Raw genomic sequence first — 13,822 nt, 5'->3', positions numbered from 1 at the left:
ATCTGCGGGCGGCCAAACCTCGCAGAATCCTATCAGTGCAGGTCAACGAGCGGTTGGCGGCTCCGTCAGGGCCGGTCCGGGTCCTCGCGCGCGAGCTGCTCGTCGATCAGGTCCCGGATCTGGAGCAGTGTCTCCGGGGGGAGTCCGTCCAGCTGACGGGCGGCGAAGTTGCGCACCTTGTTCGCCCGCATGGACGCCAGCAAATCCAGCTGCGCCTCCACTCGGGCCGGAAGCTCGTCGCCACCGTCGATCAGGTAGTCCTCGTTCACGCCGAAGAAGCGGGCGAGGTTCTGGAGGAGCTCGACTTTCCTGACGGCGGGTCCGGTGCCGGAGCGCATGTAGTGCCACCGGGCGCGGGAGAGCGGCGTTCCAGCCACGGACATGGCCTCCCGGACGTCATTGAACGTGATCTTCCGGCCTTCGGCCTCGGCGGTGTCCAGAAGGATGTTCAGTTTGCGGGCGAGTGCACCGCCCGGCGACGGGGTCGGCTGGTCGCTGCTCACAGTGGCCTCTTTCATCAGGCTCGATTTGTCAGGTGCTCATGATCTGGCGCGGTTCATCCCATGTCCTAGCTCGCCAGCGAGTGTAGCAGATTGGACATGTCCAATCTGCTCCGGGTACGCTCAGGGCGGGATATTGGACGTGTCCAATTATCCACCGGCAGGGGCAGCGACCGGCGCCCTGCCCGGCGTGGTTCGGCCAGGCGTAAGTTTTTGGGGGCACCTGGCCGGATCCCGGCACGGCGGGGGATGCACTGTGCTGCCGGGCAGCGCAGGGCCGCTGCTCTTGCCAGCGGCCCGCGGCAAGAACATAGTTGAGGGAATTCACGAACTCCGCGGCACTAGGCAGGCGACCATGCTGAACAACGGAATTCCGGACAGCGGCTTGCTGCGCGGCAAGACCGCCCTGATCTACGGCGGCGGCGGGGCCATCGGCGGAGCGGTGGCGAGGGCCTTTGCGGCCGAGGGCGCCACCGTCCACCTTGCCGGGCGGACCGAAGCACGGCTGGAGAAGGTGGCCCGCGACATCCGGGAGGCCGGCGGCCTGGCCGAGACCGCCGTCGTGGATGCCCTCGACGAAGAGCAAGTGGACGCGTTCGTGAACCGGGTCGCGAAGAAGAGCCGCAGGATTGACATCTCCTTCAATGTGATCTCATTTGGCGATGTGCAGCAGCCCCTGATGGAAATCGACGCGGACGACTTCACCCGGCCCATCACCCTGGCCGCACGCACCCACTTCCTCACCACCCGCGCGGCTGCCACCCACATGGTCAAGCAGCGCTCCGGCGTCGTGCTCATGTTCGGCGGCTCCGGCCCGCAGACCCTCCATGGACTTGGCGGTTTCAAAGTGGCCCTGGATGCCATGGAAGGCCTACGCCGGCAGTGGGCGCTGGAGCTGGGAAAGCACGGGATCCGGGTGGTCACCATGGTCACCGGCGGCATCATTGAAACGATTCCCTGGCAGGCCGAAAGCCGGGAGGAGATCGTGGTGGAGATTGCCCGCGCCGCGCACCTGAACCGAACGGCCACCCTGGCCGACGTCGGCAACGTGGCCTCGTTCATCGCCTCGGACCGGGCGGCGGCCATCACCGACGCGACGGTCAACATCTCCGCCGGCGCGATCGTGGACTACTGATCCCGGCTAGGCCACCAGGTTGGCAGCGGCGCCATCCATGTGTTCGAGGATCGTGGTGCGGGCCAGCGCCGCGTCGCCGGTCTCGATGGCCGCGACGATGTCATGGTGCCGGTCCACGCTCATGTTCCTGACCGCCCGCTCGATCCCGGCAAACATGATGGACATCCGGATGGAGCCTTCCAGCGACTCCCAGGAGTGCAGCAGTGTCTCGTTGCCGGTGAGCCGGCACAGCGTCCGGTGGAACTCGAGATCGGATTCAATTCGTTCCTCCAGGCTCGCCTCGGCGGCCGCGGCCATGGTGTCGATCGCCGCGCGCAGGGACGCGATGACCGATGCCCGGTCCGGCAATTCGCACAGCGTCCGGACCGCGAGCGATTCGAGCGCCGCCCGGACGGCGAAGATGTCCCGGATTTCCTTGCCGTCCAGGTGGCGCACGGACAGTCGGCCCCGGGGCCCGGCCGAAAGCAGCCCCTCCTGCTCCAGCTGGCGCAGCGCCTCGCGGAGGGTTCCACGGCTGATCTGGAGCATGTCGGACAGTTCGGTCTCCACCAGATGCCTGCCGGGTTCGAGCTCACCGCTCGTGATCGCCGTGCGCAGCGCCGATAGCGCCTGCTCGCGGAGGCTCTTCTTTTCCAGTCCGAGCAGCGGTGCTGTCGCCATGGTGTGTCCTCACTGTCAGTGGTCAACTGTCTACAGTTGCTCTGTTAACAGTCGATGGTACGGCACGCGCGGGGCCGGCAGCAGCCGGCCCCGCGCACGTCGTTGGAGCCGGGCGGCCTCAGCCGAGTTCGGCCAGCACCTTGGCAACGATCCGCTGCACGGACAGCCCGTAGCGTTCGTGCAGCGTGGGCAGCGCGCCGGCGTCGAGGAACTCGTCCGGCAGCGCCACCGGCACCACGCGCTTGCCGAGGCCGGCGGTCACTACTGCTGAGGCGACGGTTTCAAACAGGCCGCCGATCACGCTGTGGTTTTCCAGTGTGACGGCGAGGCGGTCGGTGTTGATCTCGGCCAGGACGGTCGCGGCGTCGAACGGTTTGATGGTGGGCGTGTGCACGACGGCGACGTCCACGTTGTGCCGGGCGAGGGCCTCGGCGGCCTGCAGGGCGCGCATGGTCATCAGGCCGGAGGAGACGAACACGACGTCGTTGCCGCCGCGCAGGACTTTGGCCTTGCCGAGTTCGAACGTGTAGTCGTACTCGTCCAGGACCGTGGGCACGTTGCCGCGCAGCAGTCGCAGGTAAGTGGGGCCCTCGCTGGCCGCGAGTTGCGGGACGGCCTGCTCGATGTCCAGGGAGTCGCACGGGTCCACGATGGTCAGGTTCGGCATGCCGCGGAAGATCGCCATGTCCTCGGTGGCCTGGTGGCTGGGGCCGTACCCGGTGGTGAGCCCGGGCAGGCCGCCGACGATGTTGACGTTCAGGTTCGGCTCGGCGGCGTCCAGGCAAAGGAAGTCGTACGCGCGGCGGGCGGCGAACACGGAGTATGTGGACGCGAACGGAACCAGGCCGGTCTCGGCCAGGCCGGCAGCGGCGCCGAAGAGCAGCTGCTCGGCCATGCCCATCTGGAAGAAGCGCTCCGGGAACGCCTTGGCGAAGATGTGCATGTCGGTGTACTTGCCCAGGTCCGCGGTGAGGCCCACGATCTTGTCGTTTTCCTGGGCGGCCTTGACCAGGGCGTGCCCGAACGGCGCGGAGGCGGTCTTCTGTCCCGGATCGGCGAAGGAGGCGATCATCGCCGAGGTCTTCAGCTTCGGGACTGCGTTTGTAGGGGCTGTGTTGGTGGGAGCGGCGGTGGTGCTCATCGGGCGGCCTTTCCTTCGTATCCTGCGGTCAGCTGCTCACGGCAGGTCTGCCACTCGTGTTCTTCGATGCGCATGAAGTGCGCCTTTTCGCGCTCCTCCAGCAGCGGCACGCCACGGCCCACCTTCGTGTCGCACAGGATCACGGAGGGACGTCCGACGGCGGCGGCCTGGGCGGCGGCGTTGTCGAACGCGGCGAGCAGCGCGCCGACGTCGTTGCCGTCCACCCGCTGGGCGTACCAGCCGGCGGCCTCCCACTTTTCCGTGATCGGTTCGGTGCGCAGCACCGTGTCGGTCTTGCCGTCGGCCTGCAGGGCGTTGATGTCCACCATGGCCGTGAGGTTGCCCAGCTGGTGGTGGTGGGCGCCCATGGCGGCCTCCCAGGTGGAGCCCTCGTCCAGTTCGCCGTCGGAGAGGAAGTTGAAGATCCTGGCCTCAGAGCCCTGGAAGCGCAGGCCCAGGGCCATGCCCACGGCGATCGTGAGCCCGTGGCCCAGCGAGCCGCCGGAGATCTCCATGCCGGGGGTGTAGGTGGACATGCCGGACATCGGCAGCCGGGAGTCGTCCGAGCCGTACGTCTCCAGCTCTTCGACCGGGACGATGCCGGCCTCGGCCAGGGCCGCGTAGTGTCCGATCGCGTAGTGCCCGGTGGAGAGCAGGAAGCGGTCGCGTCCCTCCCAGTGCGGGTCTTCGGCGCGGAACCTGAGTTGGTCGGCGTACACGGCGGCCAGCATATCCGCGGCGCCGAGGGCCTGCCCCACGTAGCCCTGGCCCTGGACCTCGCCCATGTTCAGGGCGTGGTGCCGGATCCGGTAGGCGGCGGCACTGACTTCCTCGATGCGGCCGTCGATGCGGTCCGCGGCGGTTTCCGGGGTCATGTCTTCCTTCTTGGTGTGTTCGCGGACGGCGGTCATCAGGCGTTCACCGACTGGGACGTGCTTTTAGCGGCCTCGTCCGCCAGGCGGCGCTCACGCTTGCCCCAGGTTTCCCGGGTGGCGAGGGCGGCCCAGAGGCCGATTGCCGCGTAGGCGCCGAAGAGCAGGGCCGGGCCCATCCAGCCGAAGCTGACGAACAGCAGGGTGGTGATGAACGGAGTGAAGCCGGAGACCATGGCGGAGATCTGGTAGGCCAGCGAGGCGCCGGAGGCGCGGGTCTTGGCCTGGAAGAGTTCCGGGAACCAGGCGCCCTGGGCGCCGGCGAGGGAGTTCTGGCACACGGCGTAGGAGATCACGAGCGTGGCGATGATGAAGAAGAACAGGCCCGTGTTGACCAGCAGGAACATCGGCACAGCGAAGAGGACGGCGAAGGCGCAGGACCAGACGTAGACGGGGCGGCGGCCGATCCGGTCCGTCAGGCGGGCCCAGGCCTGAGTGGCAAAAATACCGATGGCCGAGGCGATGCAGAGGGCCACGAGGGTCTGGGTCTTATCGGCCAGGTGCTGGCTGTTGATGTAGGAAATCATGTAGGTGATGGAGACGGCGTAGCCGGCGGTCTCGGCGATGCGGAGGCCGATGCCCTTGATGATGTTGCGCCAGTCGGTCTTGATGACTTCCACGATGGGGGACTTGACGATGTCGCCATGGTCCTTGACCTCGTCGAAGACCGGGGACTCGGGGACCTTGGAGCGGATGATCAGGCCGACCACCACCAGCACAATGCTGGCCAGGAACGGAATGCGCCAGGCGAGTTCACCGCCGAGCTGGACGCTGCCCAGGAAGACCAGGTTGGCCAGCAGCAGGCCCACGGGGAAGCCGGCCTGGACGATGCCCGTGTACTTGCCCTTGGACTTCCACGGGGCGTGCTCGTAGCTCATGAGGATCGCACCGCCCCATTCCGCGCCGAAGGCCAGGCCCTGGACGATGCGGACGAACACGAGCAACGCGGGAGCCAGCAGGCCGACCTGGCTGTACGTGGGAAGCAGGCCGATCAGGAACGTGGCGACGCCCATCAGGATCAGGGAGGCCACGAGGACGGGCTTGCGTCCCACCTTGTCGCCGAGGTGGCCGCCGATGATGCCGCCGATGGGGCGCGCCGCAAAACCGACGCCCAGGGTGGCAAAAGCCGCCAGCGTTCCCGTCACCGGATCGCCGGTGGGGAAGAATGCCGTGCCGAAGTACAGGGCCGCGGCGGTGCCGAAGCCGATGAAGTCATAGGTTTCGATCACGGCGCCGACGCCGGAGCCGACTGCGACGCGCCTGGCGTCCTTCGTGCCGTGCACCGGGCCCCGCATGGTGAGAGCTTCGTTGCTCATGTCAATCCCTTTCGAAGAGAGCTGCCGGCGCCTCGGCGCCAACACTGTCGACTGTTAACAGATGATACGCCAGTGTGACCCGCACCATAAACATTGTCAACAGTCGACTTCAAAGGTTGACTGTCGACAGTCGACTTTTGTAGTGTGGTCCATATCACCACCGCCCTCGGGGCACGACCAGAGGATCAACGACGATGTTCACTTCCCGACTCGGCTGCTCGTCCATCAGCTTCCGCCACCAGGACCTGCCCACAGCCCTGCGCACCATCGCGGACCTCGGTTTTGAGGAAATAGATCTCGGCGCCCTCCCCGGAGTGTGCGACCACGTCCCCTACGACCTCGACGCCGCGGCGGTCACCGCCGTGACGGCCGACGTCCTTGCCTCGGGCCTTCGGGTCCGCTCGGTCAACGGGGACATCGGGGACCTGAATGCCGTGCTCGACGCCGACGGGCATTCCGCCAGGAGCCGGCACCTCGACGCCCTCCTGTCCCTCGCCGCCGGCATCGGCGCCCAAGCCCTTGTCCTGCCCTGCGGCGCCCTCGGCCACGAGCCGGTCCGCGGCATCGAACAGGACCTGGACGCCGTGGCCGCCCAGCTCATCGCCGCCAAACAGCGCGCGGACGGGTTCGGCGTCGAACTCTGGACCGAATCCCTGCACTTCCTGCGCTTCTGCTGGAACCTGGAGCGGGCGGAACTGCTGGCGAACCGGCTGGCCGGGTCCGGCGTCGGGATCGTCATGGACTTCAGCCACATCGTGGCCGCCGGCGAAGACCCGCTGGAGTACCTCGAACGCCACCAGGGCCGGATCTCCCACGTGCACCTGCGCGATGCCGTGCCGGGGAACATCAACCTCAGCATCGGCAACGGACAGGCCGACTTCGCCGCCGGACTGCGCGGCCTCGCGGCCCAGGGCTACACCGGCCACTTCTCCCTGGAGCTGGAAACCCGGGACGTCACCCACGAGGAACGCCCGGCCGCGGCCGCCAAGGCCGCCAGCTTCATCACCGACCTCATCTGATTCCACTAAACAACCGAGCAACCCAAGGAGCATCATGAGCACCACCATCCAGCGCACCGCCGTCCTCACCGGGGCAACCTCGGACCGGGGCATCGGCCTCACCACCGCCCGCCGCTACGCCAGCCAGGGCTGGGCTGTGGTGATCCTGGACCTCGACGCCGAAAAGTCCGCCAAGGTCGCTGCGGAAATCGGGAACGACTTCAACGTCCCGGCCTTCGGCTACGAGATCGACGTCGCCAACGAGGACTCCGTCAACGCCGCCTACCAGGCCGTGAAGGCCGAGGTTGCCGCCGGCAACCTGCCCCCCGTCGGCGGCCTGGCCAACATCGCCGGCATTACGTCCCCGGTGCCGTTCCTGGAAACCACGCTGGAGCTCTGGCACAAGGTCATGGACGTGAACGCCACGGGTACCTACCTGGTCACCAAGGCGTTCCTTCCGGACATGATCGCCAGCGGCTGGGGCCGGATCGTGAACATGTCCTCTGTCTCCGCCCAGCGCGGCGGCGGCGTATTCGGCAAGGTCCCGTACTCGGCAGCCAAGGCCGCCATCCTGGGCTTCACCAAGGCCCTGGCCCGCGAAATCGGGGACACCGGCGTGACCGTCAACGCCATCACCCCCGGCGCCGTGGACACCAACATCCGCGTGGGCAGCACCGAGGAGCAGGAGGCCGCCATCAACGCCGGCATCCCGCTGGGACGCAACGCCACCACCGAGGAAATCGCGGCCGTCATCACCTTCCTGTCCTCCGAGGACTCCGCCTACCTCACCGGGACAACCATCGACATCAACGGCGGAAGCCACATCCACTAGCAGCCCCACCGCAGCCCAGAGAGCCCCCACGATGACCAGAATCTTTAACGACCCGTCCGAATTTGCCGAGGAGGCCCTCGCCGGCTTCTGCGACGTCCATGCGGACCTGGTGCGCCAGGTGCCCGGCGGCGCCGTCCGCCGGCACCGGCCCGGCCGGCCGAAAGTTGCCGTGCTGGCCGGCGGCGGTTCGGGACACTACCCGGCCTTCGCCGGGCTCATCGGCACCGGACTGGCCGACGGCGCCGTCGTCGGCAACATCTTCACCTCGCCGTCCGCGCAGCAGGCGTACGCCGTGGCCAAGGCCGCGGACAGCGGCGCCGGAGTGGTGTTCACCTACGGCAACTACGCCGGCGACGTCATGAACTTCGGCATGGCCAGCGAACGGCTGGCCGCCGAGGGAATCCCGGTGGACAACGTGCTCGTTACGGACGACATCGCCAGCGCCCCGCCGGCCGAAGCCGGCAAGCGCCGGGGCATCGCCGGCGACTTCACCGTTTTCAAGATCATGGGCGCCGCCGCCGAGACCGGAGCAGCCCTGCCCGAGGTGGTCCGCCTGGGCCGCAAGGCCAACGACCTGACGCGCAGCATCGGCAGCGCGTTCGGCGGCTGCACCTTCCCCGGCGCCGACACCCCGCTGTTCACGCTTGAGGACAGGAAGATGGGGCTCGGCCTCGGCATCCACGGCGAGCCCGGACTGTTCGACACCGAACTGCCGCCCGCGCGGGAACTGGGCCAGGAACTCGTGGCCCGCGTCCTGGCGGAAACGCCGCACGGCGCCGGTCAGCGGATCGCCGTCCTCCTGAACGGGCTCGGTTCCACGAAACAGGAGGAACTGTTCGTGCTGTGGCTGGCCGTCGCACCGCTGCTGCGCGCCGCCGGCTATACCCTGGTGATGCCGGAGGTCGGCGAGCTCGTGACGAGCCTGGACATGGCCGGTGTCTCCCTCACCGTCACGTGGCTCGACGACGAACTCGAGCCGCTCTGGACCGCTCCGGCCGAGACGCCCGCGTACCGGCGCGGCAACGCCGCGTTCGCCGCAGGCCAGATGGACGGCGGGACGGACGCTGCCACGGCGGGCGGGATTGCCGAGGACACGGTTACCGCCGCGCCGGAGACCTTCGCTGCGGCCGACGCTTCCCGCGACTACGCACTCCACTGCGTTGCCGCCCTGACGGCGGCCCGCGAGGCACTCCACGACGCCGAAAAGTCCCTCGGCGACCTCGACGCGATCGCTGGCGACGGCGACCACGGACGGGGAATGGTCCGTGGCGTTGACGCGGCCAGCGCCGCCGCCGCGGGGGCCGGGTCCCGCGGCGCCGGGGCCGGGGACGTCCTGGCTGCTGCCGGTGACGCCTGGGCGGATAACGCCGGAGGCACCTCCGGGGTGCTGTGGGGCGCCGGCCTGCGGGCCTTTGGCGAGTCCCTCGGCAATGACCGGGCGCCGGGTGCTGCGGAACTTGCGGCGGCCGTGGCGGCCTTCGCCGCCCGGATCGCGGAGCTCGGCAAGGCGGAGGTCGGCGACAAGACCATGGTGGACGCGCTGGTGCCTTTCTCTGAGACCCTCAGCCGGCTGGTCGGCGAAGGCGCCGGTGCGGACACCGGCTGGGAAGCTGCGGCACGGGAAGCGGCAGACGCCGCCAAGGCCACCGCGGCCCTGCGCCCGCTGAAGGGCCGGGCCCGCCCCCTGGCCGAAAAGAGCATCGGCACTCCGGACCCGGGCGCCACCTCCTTGGCGATGGTCTTCGGTGTGTTCGGGCCGCACCTTGCCGGCGCCCGCCAGAGCGCCGGAGCACGAGCATGAGCCCGTCGGCAGGGATCCGGCTGATCGTCGGCGCGGACGAAGCCGGCGTCGACTACAAGGACCGGATCCTGGCGGACCTGCGGACGGACCCGCGGGTCGCCGAGGTGATCGACATCGGGGTCAACCGTGACGATAGTCCGGAGCAGTTCACCAAACCGTACCCGTACGTGGGCATCGCGGCGGGGGAACTGATCCGGGACGGGAAGGCGGACCGGGCCATCCTGTTCTGCGGCACGGGGATCGGGGTGGCCATCGCCGCGAACAAGGTGGACGGCATCCGGGCCGCGACCGCGCATGACTCCTTCAGCGTGGAGCGCTCCGTGCTCTCCAACGACTGCCAGGTCCTCACGATGGGCCAGCGGGTCGTGGGGCTGGAGCTGGCACGCAGGCTCGCGCGGGAATGGATCGGGTACACCTTCGATCCTTCGTCCGCCTCCGCAGAGAAGGTCAAGGTGCTCACCGACTTCGAGGGCTGCTGAGTGGTACTCCAAGGTGGGGCCATTATCATGAGGCCGTGCCGCCCCTTGACGTAGTCCTCACCGCCTGGCAGATCGACTGGTCCGCCGCTGTCCTGATCAGCGCTTCGGCGGTGCTCTACGCCCTCGGCCTGAAGACCGCGGCGGCGCGAGGGCACCGCCAGCCTCTCTGGCGGACACTGGCATTCTATCTGCTTGGCCTCGGGTTCCTGACCGTTCTGACGTGCGGGTTTCCCGGCGTCTACAGCTCCCAGCTCCGGTGGGCCTTCACGCTCAAGATTTCGCTCATGCTGTTCGTGGTGCCTCTGCTTGTCGGCCTGGGCAAACCCATCGCCCTGGCCCGCGCCGCCCTCCCGCCGCGGGGCGTCGACCGGCTGAACCGTGTCCTGGCCCACCGTGCGGTGCGGTTCCTGGGCAACTCGATGGCCGCCCCGCTCCTGGGCCTCGCCCTGTTCTCGACCTTCCTCACACCGGCTTTCTACACCCTCCGCACGGCTCCTCTGGCAGAGTCGCTGCTGACGGTCGGGGTTCCGCTGCTGGGCATGATGATGGCCCTGCCGATTATCGAGGAGGCGGATTTCCGGCGTTCCAGCGCGTTCTTCGTCCTGGAATTCGTCTTTGTGTTCATTGAACTGCTGGTCGACGCCGTCCCCGGGATCCTGCTGCGCCTCAACACCCAGGTGCTGGACCACGTCACCGCCCGGCAGTCGTCGCCGGGCTGGTTTCCGGACGCGTTGCGCGACCAGCAGCTGGCCGGAGACGCTCTTTGGTTCATCTGCGAGATCGTCGATTTGCCCCTGATCATCCTCATGTTCGTCCGCTTTGCGCGCAGCGACAAACGCGAAGCGCGCGGATTCGATGACCTCACGGACGAGCAACTCGACGAACTGAATGCGGCGCACCTGGGACGCAGCCGCTAGATTACGGCACGCGCCTACTGGACGGTGACCTTGATCCGCTGCACCACGTTGTTGCCCATGCCCTGGTAATTCCATACCGGTTCCAGCGGCTGTTCGGCGCCGCTGGCGTCGGTGGCACGGCAGGCGAGCTCGTGCTCGCCGGGATCGGCCACCCACGGCATGGACCAGGCGCACCAGGCGAAGGGTGCGGCCGGGTGCTCCAGATGGGCCGGGGCCCACTTGCCGTCGATCCCGACCTCGACGCGTTGCACGGCGCCCTGCCCGGACCACGCCCGGCCCGTCAGCATCACCGGCCCCGGCGGCAGGACCCGGGTCCGGGTGAAGAAGTCCGGGACGCCCGGGGGAACCATCAGGGAACGGACCTTGATCCACGTGACCGGCGTGCCGGCGTCGTCCGCATCATCCTGGTAGCGGTACGCCAAGGCCTGCTGGAACCCGTCGTAAGGCTTGGTCAGGACCTTGATCGAGGACAGCCACTTCACGCTCGCCATCCCGTACCAGCCCGGGACCACCAGCCGCAGCGGATAGCCGTGCTGGGGCGGCAGGTCAGCGCCGTTCATCCGGTAGGCCAGGACGACGTCGGGACGCAGGGCCTCCTCGATCGGCAGGCTCCGGGCGTAGTGCTGGGGGACCCCGCTCTGGACTCCGGCGTCCGCTCCGCTGAAGAGCACCTCCACGGCGTCTTCCTCCACACCGGCCTGGGTCAGCAGGTAGGCGAGCGGGACGCCGGTCCACACGGCGGTCCCCACCCCCTCAAGGACCCAGGGCTGGCTCAGCGGCCGCGGCTTCAGCAGGGACCGGCCGTTCCCGGCGCACTCCAGGGTCACGGGCAGCGAGATGCTCGGTGCCCGGAGCAGTGCCCGGAGACTCAGTTCCAGGGACCGCTGCACGGCGCCGCCGATCTGCAGATGCCAGTGCCCGGGGTCGATGAACGGGATGTCGAAATGGGTGAGCACGTAGTGCAGCCCGGGCGGTGTGGTGTCATGCCGCAAGGCCTCCAGCGGCATGGAATGGTTGCGCACGGCGAGCTGGAGTTCCTCCGCGGTCAGCGGGCCGTGGCTCGGTTCGCCGGAGTGCGCCCCGGGTTTCCCGGTCTGCCGGCGGGTATTCTTCAGGACAGCGGAGTGTCTGGACATTTGCTTGGGCATGGTGCTGCGATTCTGCTGAAGGACCGGCCCGGTTGCGGCCGGTGTCACCTGGATTCAGGTCTACGCCGCGGTGCGGGGGGCCGTCAAGGACCGGTCTGCCTACAGCGTGTGCGACTCCGCCAGGAACTGCTCCAGGCTTAGCGGCTCGCGGCCCGTGAGCTCGTGCACGGCCGGCGTGGGGCCGGCGAGTTCGCCGGCCGCGATGGCCGTGTAGGTGCTCACCCAGGCATCCACCTGCCACGGCGGGGCTCCGTAGGAGGCGCGCGAGGCGTAGGCCTCCTCCAGGGTCTCGTTGTGGAAGCTGATGGTCCGGGCGGTTCCGGCGGTCAGGAGTTCCGCGCCGCGGGCCAGCGAGATGTCCTCCGGGCCGGTGAGGTTGTAGGTGCGTCCCACATGGAGGACCGGGTCCCGCAGCACGGCGACGGCGGAGCGCGCCACGTCAGACCGCGCCACTGCCGCCATCACGCCGTCGCCGGCGGGACCCCTGATCACGCCGTCGTCTCCGGCCAGGAGCGGCAGGAAGTCCAGGTAGAAGTTGTCCCGCAGGAACGTGTAGTCCATGCCGGAGGCCCTGATCCGTTCCTCGGTGGCGAAGTGGTCCCGGCCCAGGGTGAAGGTGCAGTCGGGGGCCGCGCCGAAGAACGAGGTGTACACGATGTGCTGGACGCCCGCCGCGGCGGCGGCGTCGATGAAGGCGTAGTGCTGCTGCAGCCGGTCCTCGGCCTCGGCGGCGGAAACCATGAACAGCGTCTTCGCCCCGGCCAGCGCCTCGGCCGTGCGCTCCGGGTCGGCGTAGGCGGTCACGACGGGGACGGCACCTTCGAGGTCCGGCGCCCGGGCGGCGTCCCGCACCAGGAGCCGCTGCCGGCTGCCGGCCCCCGCCAGCAGCCTGGCGACCAGCCCGCCGAGTTGGCCGGTGGAACCCGTGACGGCAAGCTCAGGGGCGGTGGTCACGGGCTTAGGCCTCGCGGGAGGCGGGAGACTTGGTCTGTGCGGGGTCGCGTTCGGCCAGCGCACCGATGACGTCGTCGATCTTGTCCATGACAGCCGCGTCCAGCTTCACGCCGGCAGCCGCCACGTTCTTCTCGATCTGCTCGGGCCGGGAAGCGCCCATGATGGCCGAGGCCACGTTCTTGTTCTGCAGGACCCAGGCGATGCTCAGCTGGGCCATGGTCAGCCCGGCCTCGTCCGCGACCGGCTTGAGCTGCTGGACGCCGGTGAGGACTTCGTCGGACATCCAGCGCTCGATCATCCTTGAGCCGCCCTTCGCGTCTGTTGCGCGGCTGCCTTCGGGGGCCGGCTTGCCCGGGTGGTATTTTCCGCTCAGCACGCCCTGCGCGACGGGGGACCACACGATCTGGGACAGGCCCAGCTCTTCCGACGTCGGAATCACCTCCGCCTCGATCACCCGCCACAGCATGGAGTACTGCGGCTGGTTGGAGATCAGCTGGAAGCCCAGCTCCTTGGCGAGGGCATGGCCGTCGCGGATCTGGTTCGACGTCCATTCGCTGACCCCGATGTACAGGGCCTTGCCCTGCCGCACGATGTCGGCGAAGGCCTGCATGGTTTCTTCGAGCGGCGTCTCGTAGTCGTACCGGTGGGCCTGGTAGAGGTCCACATAGTCGGTCTGCAGCCGCCGCAGGGAGCCGTTGATGGATTCCATGATGTGCTTGCGGGACAGGCCGAGGTCGTTGTGGCCTTTAGGCCCCGTGGGGCCGAAGACCTTGGTGAAGATTTCCAGCGACTCGCGGCGCTCGTCTTTCAGAGCCTCGCCGAGGACCTTCTCCGCGGCGGTGTTGGCGTAGACGTCGGCGGTGTCGAAGGTGCTGATGCCGGCGTCGAGCGCGGCCCGGACGCACTGGGTGGCGACGTCGTTCTCCACCTGGGAGCCATGGGTCAGCCAGTTCCCGAACGTGATTTCTGAAATCTTGAAGCCGCTGTTCCCGAGGTATCTGAATTCCAT

14 protein-coding genes are annotated in these 13,822 nt (G+C 68.4%); 6 read left to right on the top strand and 8 right to left on the bottom strand.

The genetic code is table 11. The annotated features are described in order from the left end of the window. Nucleotides 1–65 precede the first annotated feature (65 nt). Nucleotides 66–503, bottom strand: a complete 438-nt coding sequence (locus CFN17_RS05785; protein ID WP_208750389.1) for a hypothetical protein — start codon at nt 501–503, stop codon at nt 66–68. Between the two features lie 352 nt (nt 504–855). Between CFN17_RS05785 and CFN17_RS05780 the strand changes: the two genes are divergently transcribed. After that, entirely contained in the window at nt 856–1,635 is a 780-nt protein-coding gene (locus CFN17_RS05780) for an SDR family NAD(P)-dependent oxidoreductase (protein ID WP_208750388.1), read from the top strand. 6 nt (nt 1,636–1,641) lie between these two features. Here CFN17_RS05780 and CFN17_RS05775 read toward each other — a convergent pair whose 3' ends face one another. The 4 genes from CFN17_RS05775 to CFN17_RS05760 form a co-directional block, all read right to left on the bottom strand. Beyond that, on the bottom strand, nt 1,642–2,295 hold the full coding sequence (locus CFN17_RS05775; RefSeq protein ID WP_208750387.1) for a GntR family transcriptional regulator: 654 nt from the start codon (nt 2,293–2,295) through the stop codon (nt 1,642–1,644). A 118-nt stretch (nt 2,296–2,413) separates the two neighbouring features. Beyond that, entirely contained in the window at nt 2,414–3,436 is a 1,023-nt protein-coding gene (locus CFN17_RS05770) for a transketolase family protein (protein WP_208750386.1), read from the bottom strand. Beyond that, on the bottom strand, nt 3,433–4,311 hold the full coding sequence (locus CFN17_RS05765) for a transketolase (RefSeq protein ID WP_208751359.1): 879 nt from the start codon (nt 4,309–4,311) through the stop codon (nt 3,433–3,435). Before CFN17_RS05765 ends, CFN17_RS05770 begins: the two co-directional genes overlap by 4 nt. Nucleotides 4,312–4,346: 35 nt before the next feature. Further along, complete coding sequence (locus tag CFN17_RS05760; protein WP_208750385.1) at nt 4,347–5,684, bottom strand: MFS transporter; 1,338 nt, start codon at nt 5,682–5,684, stop codon at nt 4,347–4,349. Between the two features lie 194 nt (nt 5,685–5,878). Here CFN17_RS05760 and CFN17_RS05755 point away from each other — a divergent pair, with 194 nt between their 5' ends. Genes CFN17_RS05755 through CFN17_RS05735 form a run of 5 tightly spaced genes read left to right on the top strand, consistent with a single transcriptional unit; the run spans nt 5,879 to nt 10,711 of the window. Next, nucleotides 5,879–6,703, top strand: coding sequence for a sugar phosphate isomerase/epimerase (locus CFN17_RS05755; protein ID WP_208750384.1), 825 nt, complete (start codon nt 5,879–5,881; stop codon nt 6,701–6,703). Nucleotides 6,704–6,737: 34 nt separating this feature from the next. Beyond that, nucleotides 6,738–7,514 carry an SDR family NAD(P)-dependent oxidoreductase gene (locus tag CFN17_RS05750; protein ID WP_208750383.1) on the top strand — a complete coding sequence of 259 codons (777 nt, stop codon included), beginning with the start codon at nt 6,738–6,740 and terminating at the stop codon, nt 7,512–7,514. A gap of 31 nt (nt 7,515–7,545) precedes the next feature. Beyond that, complete coding sequence (locus CFN17_RS05745; protein ID WP_208750382.1) at nt 7,546–9,315, top strand: dihydroxyacetone kinase family protein; 1,770 nt, start codon at nt 7,546–7,548, stop codon at nt 9,313–9,315. Further along, nucleotides 9,312–9,794 (top strand): RpiB/LacA/LacB family sugar-phosphate isomerase, encoded by a 483-nt coding sequence (locus CFN17_RS05740; RefSeq protein ID WP_208750381.1) that lies wholly within the window; start codon nt 9,312–9,314, stop codon nt 9,792–9,794. Before CFN17_RS05745 ends, CFN17_RS05740 begins: the two co-directional genes overlap by 4 nt. 35 nt (nt 9,795–9,829) lie before the next feature. Next, a complete protein-coding gene (locus CFN17_RS05735) occupies nt 9,830–10,711 on the top strand; it encodes a cytochrome c oxidase assembly protein (RefSeq protein ID WP_208750380.1) in 882 nt (293 codons plus the stop codon). A 14-nt stretch (nt 10,712–10,725) separates the two neighbouring features. Here CFN17_RS05735 and CFN17_RS05730 read toward each other — a convergent pair whose 3' ends face one another. From CFN17_RS05730 to CFN17_RS05720, 3 genes are all read right to left on the bottom strand, one after another. Beyond that, nucleotides 10,726–11,847, bottom strand: a complete 1,122-nt coding sequence (locus CFN17_RS05730) for a sulfite oxidase (protein ID WP_208750379.1) — start codon at nt 11,845–11,847, stop codon at nt 10,726–10,728. 111 nt (nt 11,848–11,958) lie between these two features. Then, nucleotides 11,959–12,813, bottom strand: a complete 855-nt coding sequence (locus tag CFN17_RS05725; RefSeq protein ID WP_208750378.1) for an SDR family oxidoreductase — start codon at nt 12,811–12,813, stop codon at nt 11,959–11,961. Between the two features lie 4 nt (nt 12,814–12,817). Then, complete coding sequence (locus CFN17_RS05720) at nt 12,818–13,822, bottom strand: aldo/keto reductase family protein (protein ID WP_208750377.1); 1,005 nt, start codon at nt 13,820–13,822, stop codon at nt 12,818–12,820.

Source organism: Arthrobacter sp. PM3, assembly GCF_003352915.1.
Classification (GTDB): Bacteria; Actinomycetota; Actinomycetes; order Actinomycetales; family Micrococcaceae; genus Arthrobacter.
This window is presented reverse-complemented; position numbering and strand designations above follow the sequence as displayed.

Coding starts and splice junctions, on each gene's coding strand:
- CFN17_RS05780 (WP_208750388.1), top strand. CDS start 856: ATGCTGAACAACGGAATTCCGGACAGCGGCTTGCTGCGCGGCAAGACC.
- CFN17_RS05775 (WP_208750387.1), bottom strand. CDS start 2,295: ATGGCGACAGCACCGCTGCTCGGACTGGAAAAGAAGAGCCTCCGCGAG.
- CFN17_RS05770 (WP_208750386.1), bottom strand. CDS start 3,436: ATGAGCACCACCGCCGCTCCCACCAACACAGCCCCTACAAACGCAGTC.
- CFN17_RS05765 (WP_208751359.1), bottom strand. CDS start 4,311: ATGACCCCGGAAACCGCCGCGGACCGCATCGACGGCCGCATCGAGGAA.
- CFN17_RS05760 (WP_208750385.1), bottom strand. CDS start 5,684: ATGAGCAACGAAGCTCTCACCATGCGGGGCCCGGTGCACGGCACGAAG.
- CFN17_RS05755 (WP_208750384.1), top strand. CDS start 5,879: ATGTTCACTTCCCGACTCGGCTGCTCGTCCATCAGCTTCCGCCACCAG.
- CFN17_RS05750 (WP_208750383.1), top strand. CDS start 6,738: ATGAGCACCACCATCCAGCGCACCGCCGTCCTCACCGGGGCAACCTCG.
- CFN17_RS05745 (WP_208750382.1), top strand. CDS start 7,546: ATGACCAGAATCTTTAACGACCCGTCCGAATTTGCCGAGGAGGCCCTC.
- CFN17_RS05740 (WP_208750381.1), top strand. CDS start 9,312: ATGAGCCCGTCGGCAGGGATCCGGCTGATCGTCGGCGCGGACGAAGCC.
- CFN17_RS05730 (WP_208750379.1), bottom strand. CDS start 11,847: ATGTCCAGACACTCCGCTGTCCTGAAGAATACCCGCCGGCAGACCGGG.
- CFN17_RS05720 (WP_208750377.1), bottom strand. CDS start 13,822: ATGGAATTCAGATACCTCGGGAACAGCGGCTTCAAGATTTCAGAAATC.